This window comes from Corynebacterium sanguinis, assembly GCF_007641235.1.
Lineage (GTDB): Bacteria > Actinomycetota > Actinomycetes > Mycobacteriales > Mycobacteriaceae > Corynebacterium > Corynebacterium sanguinis.
Window position 1 is genome coordinate 647,938 of sequence record NZ_CP038157.1, and the last position, 20,271, is coordinate 668,208.

At 65.7% G+C, this 20,271-nt stretch carries 22 protein-coding genes and 1 tRNA gene; 5 read left to right on the forward strand and 18 right to left on the reverse strand.

What is annotated here, in order from left to right; genetic code table 11:
* Positions 1-15: 15 nt before the first annotated feature.
* On the forward strand, positions 16-966 hold the full coding sequence (locus tag E3227_RS03225) for an alpha/beta fold hydrolase (RefSeq protein WP_375542976.1): 951 nt from the start codon (positions 16-18) through the stop codon (positions 964-966).
* On the opposite strand, the gene E3227_RS03230 is transcribed toward E3227_RS03225, so the two are convergent.
* The 4 genes from E3227_RS03230 to nth form a co-directional block, all read right to left on the reverse strand.
* Positions 922-2,115 (reverse strand): MarP family serine protease, encoded by a 1,194-nt coding sequence (locus E3227_RS03230; RefSeq protein ID WP_144317511.1) that lies wholly within the window; start codon positions 2,113-2,115, stop codon positions 922-924. The two genes, E3227_RS03225 and E3227_RS03230, sit on opposite strands and share 45 nt — an antisense overlap.
* A 69-nt stretch (positions 2,116-2,184) precedes the next feature.
* Entirely contained in the window at positions 2,185-2,883 is a 699-nt protein-coding gene (locus tag E3227_RS03235; RefSeq protein ID WP_144317512.1) for an NUDIX hydrolase, read from the reverse strand.
* Positions 2,884-3,453, reverse strand: coding sequence for a TlpA family protein disulfide reductase (locus tag E3227_RS03240; protein ID WP_170228618.1), 570 nt, complete (start codon positions 3,451-3,453; stop codon positions 2,884-2,886). It abuts the gene before it with no gap.
* Positions 3,446-4,276, reverse strand: a complete 831-nt coding sequence (gene nth / locus E3227_RS03245) for an endonuclease III (RefSeq protein ID WP_144317513.1) — start codon at positions 4,274-4,276, stop codon at positions 3,446-3,448. Before nth ends, E3227_RS03240 begins: the two co-directional genes overlap by 8 nt.
* 228 nt (positions 4,277-4,504) lie before the next feature.
* Between nth and glxR the strand changes: the two genes are divergently transcribed.
* Entirely contained in the window at positions 4,505-5,188 is a 684-nt protein-coding gene (gene glxR, locus E3227_RS03250; protein ID WP_144317514.1) for a CRP-like cAMP-activated global transcriptional regulator GlxR, read from the forward strand.
* Positions 5,189-5,196: 8 nt separating this feature from the next.
* Here glxR and E3227_RS03255 read toward each other — a convergent pair whose 3' ends face one another.
* From E3227_RS03255 to E3227_RS03270, 4 genes are read right to left on the reverse strand one after another with little or no spacing between them, the layout of a single operon-like run.
* Positions 5,197-6,009, reverse strand: coding sequence for an MBL fold metallo-hydrolase (locus tag E3227_RS03255; RefSeq protein WP_144317515.1), 813 nt, complete (start codon positions 6,007-6,009; stop codon positions 5,197-5,199).
* Positions 6,010-6,028: 19 nt separating this feature from the next.
* Positions 6,029-6,502: a RidA family protein gene (locus E3227_RS03260; protein WP_144317516.1), complete on the reverse strand. Its 474-nt coding sequence runs from the start codon at positions 6,500-6,502 to the stop codon at positions 6,029-6,031.
* A 3-nt stretch (positions 6,503-6,505) separates the two neighbouring features.
* Positions 6,506-6,658: a Sp36 family protein gene (sp36, locus tag E3227_RS03265; protein ID WP_144317517.1), complete on the reverse strand. Its 153-nt coding sequence runs from the start codon at positions 6,656-6,658 to the stop codon at positions 6,506-6,508.
* A gap of 28 nt (positions 6,659-6,686) precedes the next feature.
* Complete coding sequence (locus E3227_RS03270) at positions 6,687-7,067, reverse strand: WhiB family transcriptional regulator (RefSeq protein WP_144317518.1); 381 nt, start codon at positions 7,065-7,067, stop codon at positions 6,687-6,689.
* A gap of 160 nt (positions 7,068-7,227) precedes the next feature.
* On the opposite strand from E3227_RS03270, the gene E3227_RS03275 reads away from it, so the two are divergent.
* Positions 7,228-9,618 (forward strand): transglycosylase domain-containing protein, encoded by a 2,391-nt coding sequence (locus E3227_RS03275; protein ID WP_144317519.1) that lies wholly within the window; start codon positions 7,228-7,230, stop codon positions 9,616-9,618.
* Between the two features lie 6 nt (positions 9,619-9,624).
* Here the strand turns inward: E3227_RS03275 and E3227_RS03280 are convergent, their stop codons facing one another.
* On the reverse strand, positions 9,625-10,077 hold the full coding sequence (locus E3227_RS03280) for a GatB/YqeY domain-containing protein (RefSeq protein WP_144317520.1): 453 nt from the start codon (positions 10,075-10,077) through the stop codon (positions 9,625-9,627).
* A gap of 36 nt (positions 10,078-10,113) precedes the next feature.
* On the opposite strand from E3227_RS03280, the gene E3227_RS03285 reads away from it, so the two are divergent.
* A complete protein-coding gene (locus E3227_RS03285; protein ID WP_144317521.1) occupies positions 10,114-11,019 on the forward strand; it encodes a metallophosphoesterase in 906 nt (301 codons plus the stop codon).
* Between the two features lie 69 nt (positions 11,020-11,088).
* Positions 11,089-11,165, forward strand: a tRNA-Pro gene (locus E3227_RS03290).
* Here E3227_RS03290 and E3227_RS03295 read toward each other — a convergent pair.
* The 9 genes from E3227_RS03295 to E3227_RS03335 all read right to left on the reverse strand — a co-directional run bounded on the left by E3227_RS03295 (position 11,144) and on the right by E3227_RS03335 (position 20,069).
* The gene (locus E3227_RS03295) at positions 11,144-11,560 is read right to left on the reverse strand and encodes a hypothetical protein (RefSeq protein WP_144317522.1); all 417 of its coding nucleotides are present in this window, start codon (positions 11,558-11,560) and stop codon (positions 11,144-11,146) included. The genes E3227_RS03290 and E3227_RS03295 overlap by 22 nt on opposite strands.
* A gap of 234 nt (positions 11,561-11,794) precedes the next feature.
* A complete protein-coding gene (locus tag E3227_RS03300; protein ID WP_144317523.1) occupies positions 11,795-12,751 on the reverse strand; it encodes a bile acid:sodium symporter family protein in 957 nt (318 codons plus the stop codon).
* 71 nt (positions 12,752-12,822) lie between these two features.
* Entirely contained in the window at positions 12,823-14,208 is a 1,386-nt protein-coding gene (locus tag E3227_RS03305; RefSeq protein WP_144317524.1) for a hypothetical protein, read from the reverse strand.
* A gap of 58 nt (positions 14,209-14,266) precedes the next feature.
* Positions 14,267-14,647, reverse strand: coding sequence for a cation:proton antiporter (locus E3227_RS03310; protein WP_144317525.1), 381 nt, complete (start codon positions 14,645-14,647; stop codon positions 14,267-14,269).
* Positions 14,647-14,904, reverse strand: a complete 258-nt coding sequence (locus tag E3227_RS03315; RefSeq protein ID WP_144317526.1) for an MrpF/PhaF family protein — start codon at positions 14,902-14,904, stop codon at positions 14,647-14,649. The genes E3227_RS03310 and E3227_RS03315 overlap by 1 nt, the downstream gene beginning before the upstream one ends.
* On the reverse strand, positions 14,901-15,281 hold the full coding sequence (locus E3227_RS03320; protein ID WP_144317527.1) for a Na+/H+ antiporter subunit E: 381 nt from the start codon (positions 15,279-15,281) through the stop codon (positions 14,901-14,903). Before E3227_RS03320 ends, E3227_RS03315 begins: the two co-directional genes overlap by 4 nt.
* Complete coding sequence (locus E3227_RS03325) at positions 15,278-16,789, reverse strand: monovalent cation/H+ antiporter subunit D family protein (RefSeq protein ID WP_144317528.1); 1,512 nt, start codon at positions 16,787-16,789, stop codon at positions 15,278-15,280. The genes E3227_RS03320 and E3227_RS03325 overlap by 4 nt, the downstream gene beginning before the upstream one ends.
* Positions 16,786-17,208, reverse strand: a complete 423-nt coding sequence (locus tag E3227_RS03330; RefSeq protein ID WP_144317529.1) for a sodium:proton antiporter — start codon at positions 17,206-17,208, stop codon at positions 16,786-16,788. Before E3227_RS03330 ends, E3227_RS03325 begins: the two co-directional genes overlap by 4 nt.
* A complete protein-coding gene (locus E3227_RS03335; RefSeq protein ID WP_144317530.1) occupies positions 17,205-20,069 on the reverse strand; it encodes a DUF4040 family protein in 2,865 nt (954 codons plus the stop codon). The genes E3227_RS03330 and E3227_RS03335 overlap by 4 nt, the downstream gene beginning before the upstream one ends.
* Positions 20,070-20,271: the final 202 nt, after the last annotated feature.

The following is a 20,271-nucleotide window of genomic DNA, read 5'->3' on the forward strand; positions in this document are numbered from 1 at the left end:
GAGCGTAGTAACGCGGTGGCCACCCCCGGACGCCGACTCCCCCCGTCGGTAGTCGAGCTTGAGGGCGATTTCACCCACCGCATGCTCCACACCCGCGGCACCCGCCTCCACGCGGTGACCGCGGGCGACGCGGACTGCCCGCTGATCGTGCTGCTCCACGGCACGTTCGGTGGGTGGTTCGATTTTTCCGACGTTGTTGCCCCGCTCGCGCAGCGGGGCTTTCACGTCGCCGCGCTGGACATGCGCGGCTACGGCATGTCGGACAAGCCCCCGCCCCGGCCCGGCAGCGACATGCTGCTCGCCGTCGGCGACGTCAAGGGCGCGATAGCCACCCTCGGGCATAAACGCGCCGTGCTCGTCGGCGTCGACACGGGGGGCGCGGTCGCCTGGGTGAGCGCTGCCACACACCCGGAAACGGTCGCGGGGCTGGTGTCCGTTTCCGCATCGCACCCGGCGGACCTGCGCGCGGCGATGGCCTCGCGGCCGTGGGATTTCATGCCCATGCTCGGCCGCAGTGCGCTCGCCCACCTGCCCTCGCGCCTGCTCGAGCGCTTCGCCCGCGCCCGCGCGCGTGCCTACCGCGCCAACCTGGCCATCAACACCACGGCCTCGTTCCAGCGCAGCGACCGCTTCGCCGAGGTGCTTGCTTTACGACGCACCGCCGCCGCGATCGACAACGCTTTCATCCATAGCGTCCACAACTCCCGCCTTCTCACCAGCTCAACGCCCCGGCGGGCGAGCGTGAGTGCGCCGACCCTGTTAATCCACCCCAACCAAAGCCTGTGGCGGCGCCTCGCCGCGCGCCAGCGCGACCGCGTCACCGGCGACTACCGCACGCTCACCCTCCCGGGCGCGAAGAACCTGCCGCACATCGAGAACCCAGGGGCGTTCGTCGACGCGATCGCTGAGTTCGCCGGCGGGCTAACCGACCACGCAGCTTTGCGTGTCGGCCGGCGTGGTATGTGACTGCAGGGGGCCCACCGCGCTGAGCACCTGGTCAAGGGTGAGCGCGTAGCCGGTGTCGCTGGAGTCGACGGAGGCGCCGAAGATCACGCCCGCGACCTCGCCCTCGGGTGTGAGAAGCGGCCCGCCCGAGTTGCCCTGCCTGACGTTGCCGCGCAGGGTGTACGCCTCGCGCTCAAAGCGCCCGGTGGAGTAAATGTCCGGGCCCGAGATGTTGATCCGGCTGCGCACGCGCGCCGGAGCGGCCTCGAACGGCCCGGAACGCGGGTAGCCCATCACCACCGCGTTGTCACCGCGGGCCAGGCCTTCCTGCGCCAGCGGGATGGGGTCGAGGCCCAGCCTCTCGCTGTACAGCACCGCAATGTCCACGTCCGGGCGGTAGTAAACGACCTCGGCAGGTTTCACGCCCAACACAGTGTCTAGGTTGACGGCTTCGGTGCCCGCCACCACATGGGCGTTGGTGATCACATAGTCCTCGGCGGCCACGAAGCCGGAGCCCATCAGCTTGCGCCCGCACACCCCGGCGTCACCCATAACGTGCACCACGCTCGGGCTGACGCGGTCGACCACCTCCGGGTCGACCGCTGCCGCGTCGGGGGCGTCGACCTGCTGGCCGCCGGGCGTGGCAAAGGGTGAGACCAGCGGCGGCAGGCCCGAATCGTTGAGCAGCGCCGCGAGCCGCCCGGGAAGCGACTCCAGCCCGGCGGGTGCGGCCGAGTCGATCGCGCCGAGGACGGCGGAGTTGCGGATGCCGTCGCCGACGGCGCCTGGGACCGACGTGGCCAGGGGAATCGAGATGAACCAGGTGACCAGCGCCACCACCAGCGCCTGGAACACCGACCCCACCACCGAATCGAGCACGTGGGTGGAGCGGAACCGGGCCCGCTCGCGCACCCTGGAGCCGACGACGAGGCCGACCATGTTGCCCATGCCCACAAACAGCACCACCACGGCGAGCAGAATCACGAGCTTGACCGCCCGGGTTTCGGCGAGGTTGACCAGCAGCGGCGCGATGGCCAGGCCGACGATCAGCCCGGCGACGACACCCACCATCGACAACACCGCCCTGAGCGCGCCTTGGCGCCAGCCGCTGACGAACGCGGCGATGATCACGGCAACAAGGATTACATCGACGATGACAGCGGCGTCCAACGCGTCGGTTCTCCCTCGGTTTTTCGGTACGGGCCTACTTCGTGCGAGTTGATGTTACTCCGGGTGGGGCTAAAAGTGGCGCTCCCCGTTGCGCGAACGCTTCAGCGCCCGGCGCAGCGGCACGACCGTGGGGTCGTAGGGTGTGGCCCATCCGGCAGCGTCGAAGAGGACGTCGAGAAGCACGCCCGTAAAGCCCCAGACGAGGTAGTCGTTGACCCAAAACGCCGGCCCGGTGAACCCGAAAAAGCCGACGTCCAGGCGGTTTTCGGGGGCGAGGAGCTCCGTGACCGGGGCGAAGAAAACGTCGTCCGTTTCCACCGGGCTGGCCACGTACGGGCTTCCCGGGTCGGCCGAGTAGGCGAGCACGGGGCGTACCGCGCGGCGGCGCCCTCCGGCGGTGGTCAGCGAGGGCATCACGGCCAGCGGCGTGACGCGCTCGCGCTCCAGGCCCGTTTCCTCCCACGCCTCGCGCAGCGCGGCGTCGACGGGCCCGAGGTCGGTGTCGTCGATACGCCCGCCGGGAAACGCCATCTGCCCGGAGTGGCTGCGCATCGTCGGCGTGCGGTGCGTGATTAAGATCTCCGCCTCGGCGGCGTTAGCGCCGGTCAGCAGCATGAGCACGGCGGCGTCGTCGCGCTCGGGGCGCTGCACGGTGCGGCCCGACAGCAGCTCCTGCGCCCGCTTGGAGCGTTGCGACGTCTCCATCCCGGCGATCATCGAGGTCAGCCAGCCCGGCGCGAGCTCAGGCGCGAGTGCAACGTCTGCCACTTAGAGCACCCCTGTCACAGCGGCGTCGAGCTCGGCGGCGCTGCCGAACACCTTCGGGAACACGGCGAGCTGCTCATCACCGCGAAACACCACGGTCAGCGGGATCACCCCGGGCAGCCCCAGGGTGCCCGCTAAAGTGTTGTCACTGTCCTGGTAGCTCGGCAGCCCGACACCGAGCTCGTTGAGCATCGCCGCACCGTTCGCGGCGGCCGCATCAGCGTGCACGCCGACCACGCTGAACTGCGGGTTTTCGGCGGCGAACTGCTCGATCACCGGCAGCTCCTCGCGGCACGGCTCGCACCACCACGCCCAGACGTTGACCACAGTGACGTCGCTGGCGGGATCGACATACCCGCCGCCGAGGCAATCAAGCGCCACCCCGCCGACCTCGCGCCCGGGGCAATCGGGCCGCGCGGGAACCGCCGCCGCGCTGCTTGTCGACGCCTCCACCGGCGTCCCCTGCCCCTGAGAACCGCCCGGGGTCGGGCGCAGCAGGACCAGGGCCCCGGCCAGCACGACGATGGTCGCCACCACCGCGGCGGCCACACCCAGTACTGCTGTCCTATTCATGTGCTTCTCCTTCGCCGCTGCCCACAAAGGCGAGGATGTGGTCGCGCTCGGGGCCGGTCACCTTCGCCGCGGCCTGGGCCGGGTCGGTCGGCCCCTCCCCGAAGCTGGGGCAGTCGAACGCCAGCGGGCACGCTCCGCAGGCGGGGGTGCGGGCGTGGCACACGCGCCTGCCGTGGAAGATGATCCGGTGCGAAAACATCGTCCACTCTTTCTTCTCAATAATCGCGGCGATCGCGTGCTCGATGGCCACCGGGTCTTTTTCCTCGGTGAGCTTGAGCCGGTGGACGAGCCGCTGGAAGTGCGTGTCCACGGTCAGTCCGGGCATGTCGAAGGCGTTGCCGCGCACAACGTGCGCCGTTTTCCGGCCCACCCCCGGCAGGCTGACCAGGTCCTCGAGTGCGGTCGGGACCTCGCCACCGAAGTCGGTGACCAGCGTGCGGCCCAACCCGATGAGGTTTGCCGCCTTCGCGCGGTAGAAGCCGGTGGGACGGATGATCTCCTCTACCTCCTCCTGTTTTGCCGAGGCGTATGCGGAGGGCGTCGGAAAGCGGGCGAAAAGCGCAGGGGTGACCTGGTTGACGCGCACGTCGGTGGTTTGGGCACTGAGCACGGTGGCGACGAGCAGCTCCAGCGGGTTGGTGAAGTCGAGCTCCGCGTGCGCGTCGGGGAACACCGCCGCGAGCGTGCGGTTGATGCGGCGCGCGCGGCGGGTGCGCCCGATGGCTGTCTCCTCGCCCTTGGCCGCCGGGTGGGAACCGGGCCGGCGGTGCCTCTGGGGAGTCAGCGACGCTGCCGTGTGAGAAGAGCCGGTGGGTCCAGTCATAGGCGCAACTATAGTGACCGCTGCAATCAGGCCGGTAGAATCTCACCCATGACAGTTGTCCTCGTAGCCCTAGCCCCCGTGATTCTCGGCCTCTTCGCCGCCGGCATGGAAAAGCTGGAATCCAGCCTGTTTTCGTAACTGGCCACAATTTCGCCCTTTTGTGACGAACCTCCCACGGCAGTGATACCCTAACGGGTGGAATAGCGCCGTTGAGCTAAGGAGGCATACATGCAGGGCGACCACGACATTCTCGCGCGCGCGGGGATTTTTCAGGGTGTCGAGCCGGATGCCGTGACGGCGCTGATCGGGGAGATGGAAAGCGTCCACTTCCCGCGTGGCACCACGATCTTCGATGAGGGTGAACCCGGCGACCGGCTCTACATCATCATTGAGGGCAAGGTGAAGCTCGCGCGCCACGCCTCCGACGGCCGCGAGAACCTTCTGTCTGTGATGGGCCCGTCCGACATGTTCGGCGAGCTGTCCATCTTCGACCCGGGCCCGCGCACCTCCTCCGCCGTGTGCGTCACCGAGGTTTCGGCCGCGACGATGAACTCCGAGTCGTTGAAGAAGTGGATCAGCGACTACCCGGACATCTCCCAGCAGCTCCTGCGGGTGCTCGCGCGCAGGCTGCGCCGCACCAACGCCTCCCTGGCGGACCTAATCTTCACCGACGTTCCGGGCCGCGTCGCCAAGACGCTGCTGCAGCTGGCCAACCGCTTCGGCACCCAGGAGGGTGGCGCGCTGCGGGTCAACCACGACCTGACCCAAGAGGAGATCGCGCAGCTTGTCGGAGCGTCGCGCGAGACGGTAAACAAGGCGCTGGCCACCTTCGCGCACCGCGGGTGGATCCGCTTGGAGGGCAAGAGCGTGCTCATTGTCGACACCGAGCACCTCGCCCGGCGCGCGCGCTAGCCCCCGAGTTAGCCCTGGTTGCGGATGTAGCGCAGCGCGACGCGGGTGGACTGCTCGGCGGCGCCGCGCAGGACCGGGTCGACGTCGTCGTAGATCGCGTCGACGAAGGTGTTAATGTCCGCGTCCACCCCATGCTCACGGATCACCTCGCGGATCTGCTCGAGGCGCTGGGTGCGGCGCTCTAGGTACTTGCGCGCGAACTCCGAAACGTCATCGCCCTCTGGGCCATGGCCGGGCAGCAAGCGCACGCCCTCGCCCTGCTCCTCCAGCAGGGTCAGGGAATCGAGGTAGTCACCGAGGTCTCCGTCGGTTTCGGAAATCATCGTGGTGTGGCGACCCGCGATCGTATCTCCGGTGATAATGCCCTCGAGCTCAGATTCGCCGGCCGCTGCCGAGTAGACGAAGAAGCTCACCGAATCGCGGGTGTGGCCCGGGGTGGCCACGACCTTCAATTGTGGGGAGATGCCGTCGATGGAGATCACTTCGCCGTCGACAAGCGGCTCGGCGCCCGCACAGTACTGCGGGTCAACGGCGCGGATTGGCGCGCCGGTGAGCTGGCGGAAGCGCTGCGCGCCGTCCGCGTGGTCGTGGTGGCGGTGGGTGAGCAGGATCAGCGCCACCTTCTCGCCCTTCGCGCTGAGCACGTTGAGGTGGCCCTCGTCCTCGGGCCCCGGGTCGACGACGATGCTGAACTCGTCCTCGGGCACCCTGACAACCCAGGAGTTTGTGCCCTCCAACGCCGCGTAGCTCGGGTTCGGGCAGAGCACGACGGAAGCAGAAGGGGTAACCGGCCGCAGTTGGCTGTAAGCGGGATGCTGCATACGTCTAAGACTACAGCTGTTATGCAGCCGCGTCCGCTACCTCGACGATGATCTCCACCTCAACGGGCGAGTCCAGCGGCAGCACGGCGACGCCGACCGCGGAGCGGGCGTGGGCACTGGCATCGCCGAAGACCTCCCCGATGAGCTCGCTGACACCGTTGATTACCTTCGGCTGGCCGGTGAAGTCCGGCGCGGAGGCGACGAAGCCTACGACCTTGAGCACGCGGGTAACGTTGTCGAGCCCGACCAGCGCGTCGATCGCGGCAAGCGCGTTGAGGCAAGCGCGGCGCGCCAGCTCGTAGCCCTCATCCTCCGAAACCTCGGCTCCGACCTTGCCTGTTGTTGGCAGGGAGCCGTCGATAAGCGGCAGCTGCCCCGAGGTCCACACCTGGTTTCCCACGCGGGTGGCGGGGACGTAGGCGGCAAGAGGCGCGACGGCCTCAGGCAGCTCGAGGCCGAGGGCGGACAGCTTCTCGGTGAACGACGCAGCCACGGCCTAGACCTCGCGCTTCATGTAGGCGACGAGGTTCTCCGGCGTCGGGCCGGGAGTGACGGTGACGAGTTCCCAGCCGTCCTCGCCCCAGGTATCCAGGATCTGCTTGGTGGCGTGGGTCAGAAGCGGCACGGTGGCGTATTCCCATTTAGTCATGGGGCGATTCTACCGTGAACGCGCCGGCTTAGAGCCCCGCGACCTCGCTGCCGGAGGCGAGGTGCTCCACCCAGTCGGTGACGTGCTTGTTTTGGCGCAGCACGGCGCGGCGCTGGCGTTCGGTGAGCCCGCCCCATACGCCGAACTCGATGCGGTTGTCCAGCGCGTCTGCGAGGCACTCCATCTGCACCGGGCAGCGACGGCAAATCGCGGCCGCTTTGCGCTGCTCAGCGCCACGGACGAACAACGCATCGGGGTCGCCGGAACGGCACGTCGCCAGGGTGACCCATTCGCCACGGTCGAACACAAGCTGGCCGTTTGAATCGTAATTCCTCGACGTCCCTGTAGTAGCGGTGCGGTGCGGCACGGATGCCGCTTGGAGGGCTTCTCGGCCCAACGTTGCCGTCATGGCGTCTCCTTCGAGGTCCTTCGATGCGAGAATGGTTTTCTTAACCGAACTAACTGGTGTCTGTAAGTGTATTCACACCTTCGCCGAATTGTCGAATGAGTCACACGGATTGGGGGGATTGCGAGTTCCCCCACGCGTCGCGGTGGTTTAGGGTAAGGGGGTGTCAGCTCTCTCTTCGCTCGGAAAACTGCTCGTCGCCATACTCGCGGCGGGCCTCGTCATCGCGGCCGCCCTCGCCCCCATCGCGGGGCTCGGCGGTGTCGCTGTCGCGCGCACATCGCAGACAATGCAGACGAACCTCTCCGACCTCACCGACGGCCACGTCCCCGGCGTGACTACGATCACCGACGTCAACGGCCAGCCGATGGCGTGGCTGTTCAACCAGCGCCGCTACGAGGTGCCCAGCGAGGAAATTTCCCAGTACGCCAAGGACGCCCTCGTCTCCACCGAGGACCGGCGCTTCTACCAGCACGACGGGGTGGACATGCAGGGCTTCGCCCGCGCGATGGTGACCAACCTGCTCGCCGGCGGGGTGGAGCAGGGCGCGTCCACCATCAACCAGCAGTACGTAAAGAACTACCTGTGGCTTGTCGACGCCGAATCCGCCGAGGATGCCATCGCCGCCACCGAGCAGTCCATCCCCCGCAAGCTGCGCGAGATGCGCATGGCCTCGGACCTGGACAAGACGCTGGACAAGGACACGATTCTCGCCCGCTACCTCAACCTCGTATCCTTCGGCAACCACTCGTTTGGCATCGAAGCGGCCTCGCGCACCTATTTCGACGTGCCCGCGCGCGACCTGGGCCCCAAGCAGGCCGCACTGCTGATCGGCCTGCTGCAGTCCGTCGAATACCTCAACCCGTACACCAACCCCGAGGGCGCGATCGAGCGCCGCAACACGGTGCTCAACAACATGGCCGCCTACGGGTCGATCACGCAGGAGGAGGCCGACGCCCTGTCCGCCGAGCCGCTGGATACCCTCCCGCAGCCCATTTTGCTTCCCGACGGCTGCCTTGCGGCCGGCGACAACGGGTTCATGTGCGATTACGCCCTGACCTACCTGGCCAGCAAGGGCCTGCCTCAGGAGGAGTTGGAAAAGGGTGCGTACACGATTACGACCACCCTCGACCCGACGGTTCAAATGAGCGCGGTCAACGCGATTCGCAGCAGTGTTGACCCGTCCACCCCCGGCGTTGCCGGTGTCCTCAACGTCGTGCGCCCGGGCGAGGATTCGCGCGACATCGCCGCGATGGCGTCGTCACGCTTCTACGGGCTCGACTTGGAAGCGAACCAGACGATCATGCCGCAGCCGTCGTCCCTGGTGGGCAACGGTGCCGGCTCAGTGTTCAAGATCTTCGCCGCCGGTGCCGCCCTTGAGCAGGGAATGGGCCTGGACACCATGCTAGATACCCCGGAGCGCTCCGTCGTTTACGGCATGGGCGCCGGCGGCGCCGACAACTGCCCACCCGGTGCTTACTGCGTCGAAAACGCCGGCACGTACGCGCCCAAGCTCTCGCTTCGCGACGCCCTCGCGCAGTCGCCCAACACCACCTTCATTGAGCTCATCCAAAAGGTCGGCGTGGAGCCCACGGTAGACATGGCCGTCCGCCTCGGGCTGCGGTCTTATGCCGCCGACGGCACCTACGACGGCGAGCGCTCGATTGAGCAGGCCGCCGCCGAGGGCAACATGGGCTCGTTTGTCCTCGGCCCGCTCGCGGTCAACGCGCTGGAGCTGTCCAACGTCGGCGCAACCCTGGCCTCTAACGGGCGCTGGTGCGAGCCGAACCCGATCGCAAAGGTGACGGACAGATTCGGCCAAGAGGTCTACATCGACCGCCCCGCCTGCGAGCAGGCCGTGGACAAGGAAGTCGCCGCCGCCTTGGCGCAGGGCATGTCGGAAGACATCAAGTCCGGAACGGCGAAACGCGCCGCCGCAGCGGCTGGGTGGGACGCTCCGGTCGCCGCGAAGACGGGTACGACCGAATCGCACCAGTCCTCGGCGTTCTTCGGGTTCAACCGGGCGTTGGCGGGCGCCCCCTACATTTACAATGACGGGACGCAGACCACCCCGCTGTGCACCAGTCCTGTGCGCCAGTGCTCTGAGGGCACCTTGTTTGGCGGCAACGAGGCCGCCGATGCTTGGTTCCGCATGGCAAACGGCGTGCCGGGGGCGCGGAACGCTGGCCTACCCGAGTCGAGCGCGGTGTACGAACGCGGCACGCGCCAGGCGGCACTTGATTCGGTCGTGGGGATGGACACGGAGGCTGCGCGCTCCAGGCTCGAGGAGCAGGGCCTGCGCGTAGTTCTGCAGACCGTCTTCGGCGACGGCGCGCCGCGCGGCACTGTTATCGCCGCAGAGCCGATGGACCCGAACCTCGCCCCGGGGTCTCTGGTCAAGCTCAACGTATCCGATGGCTCCGCACCGCGTCAGACGGAGTCGCGGACCGAGCCGACCCCGCCGCGTGCGCCGTCGCGGCCCTCGCCGGAGCTCGAGGAGCTGCAGCGCCAGATTGACGACGCCCGCAGCCAACTCAACGAGATCTTCGGCTAGTCCCCTTTAGCTGCCCAGACGGTCTTTGACCGCGGCGGAGAGGCGCTTTCCGTCGGCGCGGCCGGCGGCCTTGGCCGTCGCCGCCTTCATCACGGCACCCATCTGGGCCATGGAGTCCGCGCCGGTCTCGGCAATCGCCTCGTCGACTAGGGCGTTAAGCTCGGCGTCGTCAAGCTGCTTCGGCTGGTAGCCCTCGAGCACATCAACCTCGGCAAGCTCGGTGTCGGCGAGGTCCGCGCGGTCGTTGGTGCGGTAAATCTCCGCGGACTCGCGCCGCTTCTTGATCTCGCGGGCGATGATCGCGATGATCTCGTCGTCACCAACCTCGTGCTTGGTGCCCTCGGTCTCTGCGGCCTGGATCGCGGCCAGCAGCATGCGGATCGTGCCCGTGCGCTCCTTCTCCCTGGCCTTCATGGCCTCTTTCAGGTCGGCGCGAATTTTGTCTTTCAGCTCACTCATGAATTTAAGGTTACGCGACCTGTAACCTTGGGTGGGATGAAGCTTCGACATATTCTTGCGGCCACCCTCGCAACTGGAACAGCAGCTGGCTTGACGACGCTCGCGTTCGGCATCTCCGAGTTGACCAACTTCCAGCTCAAAACCTACGAGCTGCCCCTGCTCCCACCAGGCACGCTGCGCGGCGCGGACGCGTTTAAGGTCCTGCACATCTCCGATCTGCACATGATCCCGGGACAAGACACCAAGATCGCGTGGGTCCGCGCCCTCGACGCCCTACAGCCGGACCTCGTGATCAACACCGGCGATAACCTCTCGGACCTGCGCGGGGTGCCTTACGTCCTCGACGCCCTCGAGCCGCTGCTCAACCGCCCCGGCGCGTTCGTCTTCGGCACCAACGACTACTGGGCGCCGCGGCCGGTCAACCCGCTGAAGTATCTCGTTAACGCCAAGCGCGAGCCCTCATACGTGGACCTGCCCTGGGAGGGCATGCGCGCTGCATTCGTGGAACGCGGCTGGCGCGACGCCACGCACCAGCGCCTGGAGTTCAAGGCCTCCGGGGTCAAGCTCGCGCTCGCCGGCGTCGACGACCCGCACCACGACCTCGACCGCTACGAAGAGATCGCCGGAGCCCCGAACGCGGACGCCGATCTGGCCATCGGCTTGCTGCACGCCCCCTACCGGCGCGTGCTCTCCGCGTTCGAGGCCGACGGCTACGACCTAGCGTTGGCGGGCCACACCCACGGCGGCCAGATCTGCCTGCCCGGCGAGCGCGTGATCGTGGCCAACTCCGACATTGACAGGGAGCGTGCCTCCGGGCTGCACCGCTACGGGTCGATGTGGATGGAGGTCACAGGCGGGCTCGGCACCTCGAAGTACGCCCCGGTGCGCATCTTCTGCCGCCCTTCCGCCGCGCTGATCCGCATTACCGAGCGGCGCGCCTAAAACGTCCGAGCTGGCGTTTTGGCTCTAAGTTGGCACTCGAGTAAAGTATCCCGAGTACTTGACGTACACCGGGATATGGCGCAGCTTGGTAGCGCGCTTCGTTCGGGACGAAGAGGTCGCAGGTTCAAATCCTGTTATCCCGACCAACCGCATCCGCACTGAAAAAGGCACCTTTTGCCATCAGTGCGGATCTTTTTTTCGTTGAGCCGGCTTGCTGCGCGGCAAGGACCATCATGTCGACCGCGACGGCGATGCCGAGGATCGCGGCGCGTGGCCGTTCGCCGGTGTGGCGCTTAATGCTCGGGGTGTACCTGTGCGGGCGTCCGAATTCTTGAAACATCCCGTCCCACTGCCGCTGCAAGGTGGCGGCGGGTTGGGTACCACGCGTCAATCGCGCAGTGAGCGGCGAATTGGAGAATTCAATGCTGCACGGCGCACCGGAAATCGTCGCGTCCATTTTGGGGCGGAAGAACCCGTGCCTCGCGGTCGCGATCTCGGTGCCGCCGCAGCCGGTGACGCTGTAGTTGCTGCCGCTGCGCACCAGGGTGAGCGAGTCGCCGCCGTCATCGGTGATCGCGTATTCAGCAGGGGTGAACCGGCAGTTGATTAACTCATAATCTCGCCGATACGCTGGCCGCGGTCGTCGTCAATGCTGTAAGCCGGGCCGAACCCTGAGAACGTACAGGCCATCACGATCGTCTCGTGGGCGGTCGGGCTCCGCTGCGATTCCGCCTACCCAGGCTCAACCTCGGGTTGCTCCTGGAAGCGGGGGTGGTTATCCCAGTATGACGTCGGTCTTTGCTGATCCATGCGCGAGGCTCCTCTCGCCGCCCACTGTATCGCTGTGCGCGGCTTGCGTCGCGACGTCTCGCGCCACCATCCGCCTTCCCGCCGCGATGACGAGGAACATGGTTACGTACATGACAATCGAGTACACCGCAGAGACGACGCCAACCTCCGGTTTCTGCATCACCGCAAACGCCAGCACCATGGCGAGTGTCGTGTTGCGGATGCTGTATTCGATGGCGATCGCGAGTTGGTCTGTGACGTCTAGTCTGCCGAGCCAGCCGACGAGCCCACCGATGAGGATCAGGCAGAGGTTGAACACGGCGGCGACGGGTGCGACCGCGATGAGCAGCTCCACGATCTGGCCGCGTACATCGATGACGATAAACACGATGAGCAGTACCAGGACGATCATTCCCACTAGGCCGACGAACCGCTCCATCTTCTCCGCCAGCTGCGGCCTCTTCGCGCGCAGGACCATACCGATCGCGACCGGGGCGAGCACCACCCCGATGAGCAGTGCAAAGGTCTCGCCCAGCGGCATGCGCACATCCAGGCTCTCGACACCGGGGATGATGCGGGTGGCAAAGTCCATCCACAGTGGCAGGGTGATGATCGCGGCAAGCGAGGCGGCGACGGTGAGGATGATCGACAGTGCCACGGAGCCGCGCGCCAGGTAGGTCGCGAGGTTGGACGTTGCTCCGCCGGGCGCGGCAGCGACGAGCACGACCCCGAGCGCCATCAGCGGGGTGAGGCCGAACGCCCACGCGATACCCAGCGCCAACAGCGGCGGCAGTGTGAGCTGGCCGATGAGCCCAACTATCGACGCCCGCGGGCGTCGTGCGTGGGCGACGAAATCGGCGCTGGTGAGGCTCAGCCCGATGCCGATCATGATGACGAAAAGGGCGATCGGCAGTCCGATTTCGATAAATGGGCTCTGGTCCACACCACTGTCTCCTTAGATACACGAAATTGTTATGTAACGTATATCACGTTCAAGGGGAGCGTGGCTGGAATTTACGCCCTGGTTCGGTTCAGGCCGATCAGGCCCAGCGCCGCTAGTACCGTACTCAGGCCGATGCCGACCCACAGGGCGGTGGTGGACCCCCCGTTGCCGGCCGCTGAAAGCGCGGCCGTGAGCCAGTGCATTGGCATCGCGCTGGACACCGCGGCCGCGATGGAGGACACTGCCCCAGCCGCGGCAGACTTCCACACCCAGCCAACAATGCCGATCTGGGCCACGGCGAGGACGGCAGCGCTGCCCAGTCCCGCCCTAGCCCCGAAGGCCGACATCAGCATCCAGCTCAAACCGGCCACAGCAAGCGTGGACACGGCAAGCGAAAGCGCCACGGTAGCAACCGCGAGCGGGGACAGGGACACGCCCACGACCACAACCAAAACGAGACCGATGAGCGTGAGAAAACCGGTGCCCGCGGCGATGGCCCACCACTTCCGCCCCGGCAGGAAAGCTACCGCGACGGCGAGCGCCAGCCCACCGATGGTGACCAGCGCGGCGATCAGCATCGCCGCCAACGGCGCCAGCGCCGAGGTCGGCGCACCCTGCTCCGCCTGGCCTGCCGACGCCGCAGCGGGTGCCGGGGCTGGAATCGCCCGGCGCACGCTGTCGATGGAGTCCGACGTCTTTGCCGCCATCTCGTCGAGCTTTTCGGAGCCGTCGCGAAGCTGCTTGATGCCCTCTTGAGCCGGGGCGGCGCCGTTGTTGAGTTCGCTTAACCCGCTCGCCAACTCCGCGACGCCGTTGGTCGCCGAGTATACACCGTCGTGGTATGCGTAACCAGGCACTGAGAGCTGGTTGGCCACTTCGCGCGAGCCGTTTTTCAGCTCGGTGAGCTGCGACACCGCGTCCGCCGGCAGCTGCGCGGTCTGCGCCTGTTCGCGCAACCCTTCAAGCGCCTCTCGGGCCTGGACGACGTCGGGGTCCCTGGAGTCTTTCATCCGCTCCAGCGTTGAGTCGATCGTGGACAGCACCTGGCCGCGGACCGCCTCGAACCCGACAACCTGGTCGACCACGCCACCGACGCTATCGGCCACCCGCGTCGCACCTGCGGCAAGCTGACCCGTGCCCGCCTGCAGTTCCACCATCCCGTTGGAGAGCTCCGTGGCGCCCGTGCTTGCGGCGGCGATGCCGTCGATAAGCGCAGTCGAGCCCTCGTCGAGCGTGACGACGCCGTCTTTGAGCTGGCCGGTGCCGCTGGTCAACAAGCTAGCATTCGCGGCAGCCTCACCGGCGGCGCGGCGGGCGTCGATAAGCCCATCGGGGCCAGGGGTAACCTGTGGCGCGCCCGTCGCCTCATCGCCCGACGACCACGTGCTTACCGGAGACATCGGCAAAAAAGCCCCCGCAATCAGGACAATCAGGGCCACGAAAAGACGCCATTTCATGCAAGGCAATATAACGCCGCGAACAGCGAAAACGAATCAGGCGCACCGTTGGGGGCCGTTAAGACTCCTCCGCCGGGACACCTCGGCCGTTCATGCGCGCTTCGAACTGCTCCGGGGTGAGCACTCCAAGTTCATCGGCCACGGGATTCGTCATCTGGGTTCCCCGCAGCGCCGCGGACCTCGCAATGAACATCGACCCCAGCGCGGAGGTTCCCAACAGCAACAAAATCGCAACCAGGGCGACGAAAAAACTCGCCAGCGAAGGATTCTTGAACCACACGCCGAGAACGACGAAGGAGATCCCGAACCCAGCCGCCGTGCCCACAGCGGAGACGCGCGCATAGAAGTCGTGGAACGTGATCAAGCCAATGGCGCAAATCGCGAAGTTGAGTGCCCCGAAGATGACCAACACATCACCAATGACGTCCATGATGTCCATCAGCGATCACCCCGTAGCAGCACGCGAGCGTACGACACCGTGGACAAGAACGCCACGAGCGCCGCAACCAGCACGATATCTAGGGTGTAGCCGGAGTTGTTGCGGAAACCGATCAAGGCAACCATGCCGATGAGCAAGAACACCATCAAGTCCGCTGCCGTCGCCCGATCCGCCCGCGACGGGCCGACGAGCATCCGGTACCCGGCCGGCATGGCGCACAACCCGAAAATCACGATCGCGATGTCAACCGCTATCACAACGTGGCCTCCTTGTTCAGCTTGGGCCGAAGCATCAGGCCCTTGAGCATGCGCTCCTCCATTTCGCGAAGGTCCGCGCGTAGTTCATCCATGTCGGTGTAGTACAACGCATGAACGTACATCACGCGCACTCCCTTGCTCGTATTGTCACCGGCTCCCACCACAAGCGTGCCGGGTGTGATCGTGATCAGCGACGCCAGCAGGGTGTAGAACCCCTCCGTGAAGCTTAAGCACTCAAGCCGCACGATCGAGGGCGTCGCGTCGTTGCCGACAGTGACCACGTCCTTAATCACCGCAACATTCGCCACGGCGAACTCTTTTGCGTACCAGGCCCAGAACCCGAGGATCCTAAACGGCCACGTTAGAAAATCTTTCATCCGTTCATCACCGCATTCACGTAACCGGAAGTGTCCAACAGATTCTGCGCCGCTACTTCAGACCATCCCATGAGGACTTGCGCACCCAGTCCGATCGCCAGCGTCAGCGCCGCGAGAATAACGGCTGGGGCACCCAGCCAGAATCCGACACGAGCTCGGCCGTCGTCAGCTGACGCGACCTCAGCCTTTTCTGCCCTCCCCCAGAACATGCCGTCCCAGATCTTGAGCATCGACAACAGCGTGATCAGCGACACCACAACCATGACTACCAGGGCGTAGAACTCGCCCTTTTCGTACGCCGCGAGCATGAGCGAGAACTTCGCCACGAAACCGGAGAACGGCGGGATGCCCGCAAGGGACAAGGCGGCCGCGAAAAACGCAACGCCCATCCACGGCTCGCGCCGGGCCGTCCCCGCCAAGGCTCCGATCTTGCCGGTCCCGTACCTCACCTCAATGGCGCCGGTAGACATGAACAGCGAGGCCTTCACAAGCATGTGGTGCACCAGGTAGAAGATGCCTGCCGCAAGCCCGATCTCAGTGAAAATGGCCAGTCCCAGCAGAATGTAACCGAGCTGGGAAACCATGTGGAAGGTCAAAATGGAGCGGGCGTCTTTCTCACCCACTGCGCCGAGCACGCCGATCAGCATGGTCAGGGAGAAGAGGGCGACAAGGATCCAGAGGAAGCGCTCATCGCCGTCGAAAAGCACCGCGTAGATGCGGTACAAGATGTACACCGCGACCTTGGTATGCAAACCCGAGAACAGCGCTGTCACCGCCGGCGACGTGTACGGGTAGGAGCGCGCCAGCCAAGAATGGACCGGGACGACCGAAGCCTTGGTCAGCATGGAAAACATGACCACGCTCGTCGCGATCGCCACCGCCGGGTCTTGCGCCGCCGCGCCTTTCAGCTGCGCGAGGTTGACCGACCCCGCGGTCCCGTAGATTAGCGCCACGCCGGTGAGGAACATGGTAGATGCCAGCAGATTGGCGGTGATGAACAAGCGCACGCCACCGACCATGATGTTGCCGCCGCGGCGGTGAATTGTGTAGGCGTACAGTCCGTAGGAGGGCAGGAGCATCACTTCGAGGAAGACAAAGAAGTTGAAGATATCCGCGGTCAGGATCGCGCCGTTGACACCCGTCATGAGCACCAGCACGAGCGGGGCGAAGTAGCGCTGGCGCGCATACCCGCTGGCGACCGCGAACCAGGCGCACGCCAGAGCCAGGATGCCCGTCGTTGTCAACATGAGCGCCGAGAACATGTCGGCGGCAAAAGGGATCGCGATGCCGAACGGCCAACTTCCGGTGCCCTTGGCGTAGGTGGTGCCGTCAGAAGTGCCAGCGATCAATCCCGCCGAGGCCGCAAGGCTGACCGTGAGCGTGGCAAACATGACAACGTACTGCAGCCACTGCACTCGCGCGGCGAGAACGAGCACGCCGGCGGAAATGAGGGGAACAGCGACGAAGAGCGTGAGGTAGGTGCTGACGAAGTCGTAGGTGAGAATCATCGCGTCTTCTCCCCTACCTCGGGCGTTGCGCGGGCATCGGGTGCGAGCTCGTGATAGAGCTCGTCGACATCGTCCGCATCGGGGCGCCGGGGCGATTCGCGGGAAACGTCGTCATCCGCCCGAGTTGCGTCTCCCGGTTTGCCCACGACGGATGAAACGAGCATGACGATGGTGATGGAAAAGGAGATGACAATGGCGGTGAGCACGAATGCCTGAGGCAGCGGATCGGCGGCCGTTGTCGTGTCGTCGTGTGCCCCGAAAGGTTCACCCCGCCACGACACGCCCCCCGCAGACATAATCACCAGATTGGCGGCGTGGCTGAGCATGACGAAACCGATGGTTATGCGGAACATGTCGGGCCGCATCATGAGGTAGACGGCCCCCGCCATGAGTATGCCCACTGACAGTGCCAGGATCATGCGTTTGTCCTTTCGTCCTCTGCGACGGGGTCAGCGCCGGCGGGTATTGGCTGGTGCTCTCCGTCGATGATGAGCCCGACGTCGCCTTGGCCGGCCTCGGCGATCCCGTCCTCGGGTTCACCTGGGTCATCGGCGGGGATTCCGGCGAGGTTGATTGCCGCGAGGATGACACCGAGGACCGCGAGGTAGACGCCGAGGTCAAAGATCAACGCGGTAGTCAGGTGGATGCCGAAAACGTAGGCGTGCAACGGGGTGAGGTAGGAACCCTCAAAGTAGCCGAGCAGACCGGTGGCTGCGCCGATGGTGATGCCCGCTCCGATGAGGGTCATGTACGGCCACCGGACCTTGGCTGCCTTGTCGCTGGGGGCCATGAGGTAGAGCAGTGCGAACCCGCCCGCACCCACGAGAGCGGCGACAAAGCCACCGCCGGATGAGTTGTGCCCGCGGAAGAACAGCACGACGGAGATGATCGCGATCAGCGGCAAGATCACGCGCGCGGCCGAGCGCAAGAAGACCACGTTGTTTTCCGGGCTTGATACCGCAGACAGCTTGTTCAGGCGCGCCTTGCCTCGCGGCTGCAGCGGCCGCGAGCGCAGCATCACGGCCACTGTGATGCCCGCAACTCCGAGCACGGTGAGCTCACCGAGTGTGTCGAAGGCGCGGAATTCAACCAGGATGACATTGACAATGTTATCGCCGCCGGTGGCGATGGGCCCCTCGCGCAGGAACCACTGCGCGGCCTCGGATTTCTCGCGCCGGCCCGTCAGCGCCAGGACACCGAGGGTGGAGACGACTCCCACGGCGATGGCGAGAACGCCGGAGGACAGGATGTTGGAGCGCTTCTCACGGGGGAATCGGTCGGGCAACCGGTTGAGGATCATCACGATCACCACAGCGGTGAGGATTTCAACCATGAGCTGCGTCGTGGCGACATCGGCGGCACCGAGCTGGTAGAACCACAGCGTCACTCCGAAACCGACAGTTCCCACGACAATTGCCACGGTAACGCGCGAGCGCGCCTTCAGCGCCGAGGCGGTGCCGATGGTCACGATGAACAGCAGCATCCAGTCCGCCGGGTCGTAGCGGTCGCCTACAACCTCCGGAACATCGCCTAGCGTGAACACCCCCACGAGGCCAATCGCGACGAGTCCCAATAGCGGGGCGGAGAGGTGGCGGCGCTGGGACGTGGTTCCGGTGGCCGCGGTGAAGCACTCACCGAGCGCGATCGTCCCGCTGCGGAAGGATTCAATCACTTCGACTCCGGTGATCGGCGCCCGGAAATCGTCGAGGAAGGCGCTGACGGCCCAGCGTCGCCACGCGAGGACGGCACCACACGCGATGACCAGGGCCGAGAGCGCGAGCGGCAGGTTGAACCCGTGCCAGAGCGCGAGGTGCGGGTCCTCAAATTCGCCGGTGGTCGCGAGCACGGCGTCGGCAACCGGGCCATTGAGCATGTGCGGGTAGATGCCAATCGCGACCGTCGCGGCCGCCAGGATCGCGGGCACCGCAAAAAAGCTTGGCGACGCCTCCCCCACTGTCTTGGTCGTGCCGGACAGTTGGTTGCGCCGGTCCCCCAACACACCGAGCACGTAACGGTAGGAGTAGGCGAAGGTGAAGATGGAGGTAACCACGATCCCGCCGGTAACCAGGGTCACCAGCGCCTCCTTGTGGGGCGCGGAGAGCCCTGCGGCGAGGAGCATTTCCTTGGAGACAAACCCGGCAAACGGAGGCACACCCGCCATCGAGGCGGCGGAGATGACCACGATTGCCTGCGTCACCGGCATGCGCACGCGTAGATTACGTAGCTCGTGGAAGTTGCGTGTTCCTGTTTCGTGCTCGACGATGCCGATCGACATGAACAGTGCTGCCTTGAATACGGCGTGTGCGATGGTATGCACAATGGCCGCGGTAAGAGATTCCTGCGTACCGATCCCCACGACAGCGACTAGGAGGCCGAGCTGGGACATGGTCGAGTACGCCAGCAGCGCTTTGAGGTCCGACTGCTTCACTGCCGTCACCGCGCCGAACAGCGAGGTGATGAGGCCTGCCGTGACCAAAGCGATGTGCCACGCGTCCACTCCCGCGAACATCGGCGAGTAGCGCAAGATCAAGTAGATCCCGGCCTTGACCATGGCTGCGGCGTGCAGGTACGCAGAGACCGGGGCGATGGCGACCATCGAGTCGGGCAGCCAGGCTTGGAAGGGAAACTGGGCTGATTTTGTAAACGCGGCACCGGCCACCAGCAGGGCGACGAGCGTGGTCAGACCGGGCCGCTGCGTCCACGTCTCATCCGCGAGCACGACGGAGAGTTGGGTGCTGCCAGTTATGACGCACATGATCACCGTCGCGGTGAGCAGGAGAAGACCGCCCCCTACTGTGACCAGCAGCGTGCGGATCGCGGGCGCGTAGCCCTTTTCTCCCCCGTTCGCGATGAGGAAGAAGGAACAGAGCGTGGTCATCTCCCACGCGATGTAGAACACCACGAGGTTGTCGGTGAGCACGAGCGTGCTCATCGCCGCGGCGAAGCCGCACATGAGGAGGTAGAAAGATGGCTTGCTGTCATGCAGGTACCGGGCTGAGTAGGCGAGCACCCCTGCGCCGATAAGCAACACCAGCATGAGAAAAACAACCGAGAGTCCGTCGATGCGCAGCGCGAAATCCACGTTCAGCGACGGGATCCATGCGACCGTTTCGGAATGGACGTCGCCTGCGCCCGGTGAGACGTAGCCCATAGCTCCGATAACGGCCGCGCCCAGTAGGGGCAAGGAGAGTAGCCAGCCCGCGTTCCTGCCGAGGATGCGCCCCACAAAGGGCGCCGAGACGACGGTTGCGACGAGTACTGCGAGGAGGAGAAATAACATAGGAGCCTCGTTTGACGCCGAGGTAGATAGCAGCCGCAGCTTGTGACTAAGCCACGTCTACACCACCGCGCCTATCGGTAATTGGATGGGAATGAGCAAACTAAACACTACCCGCGCCGTGGCCGGGTCCGGAAAGATGCGGACCCCACGATGTCGTGTACCCGTTCGTCCCAGGCGCAGCCGGCCATGCTGAGGTGGCATT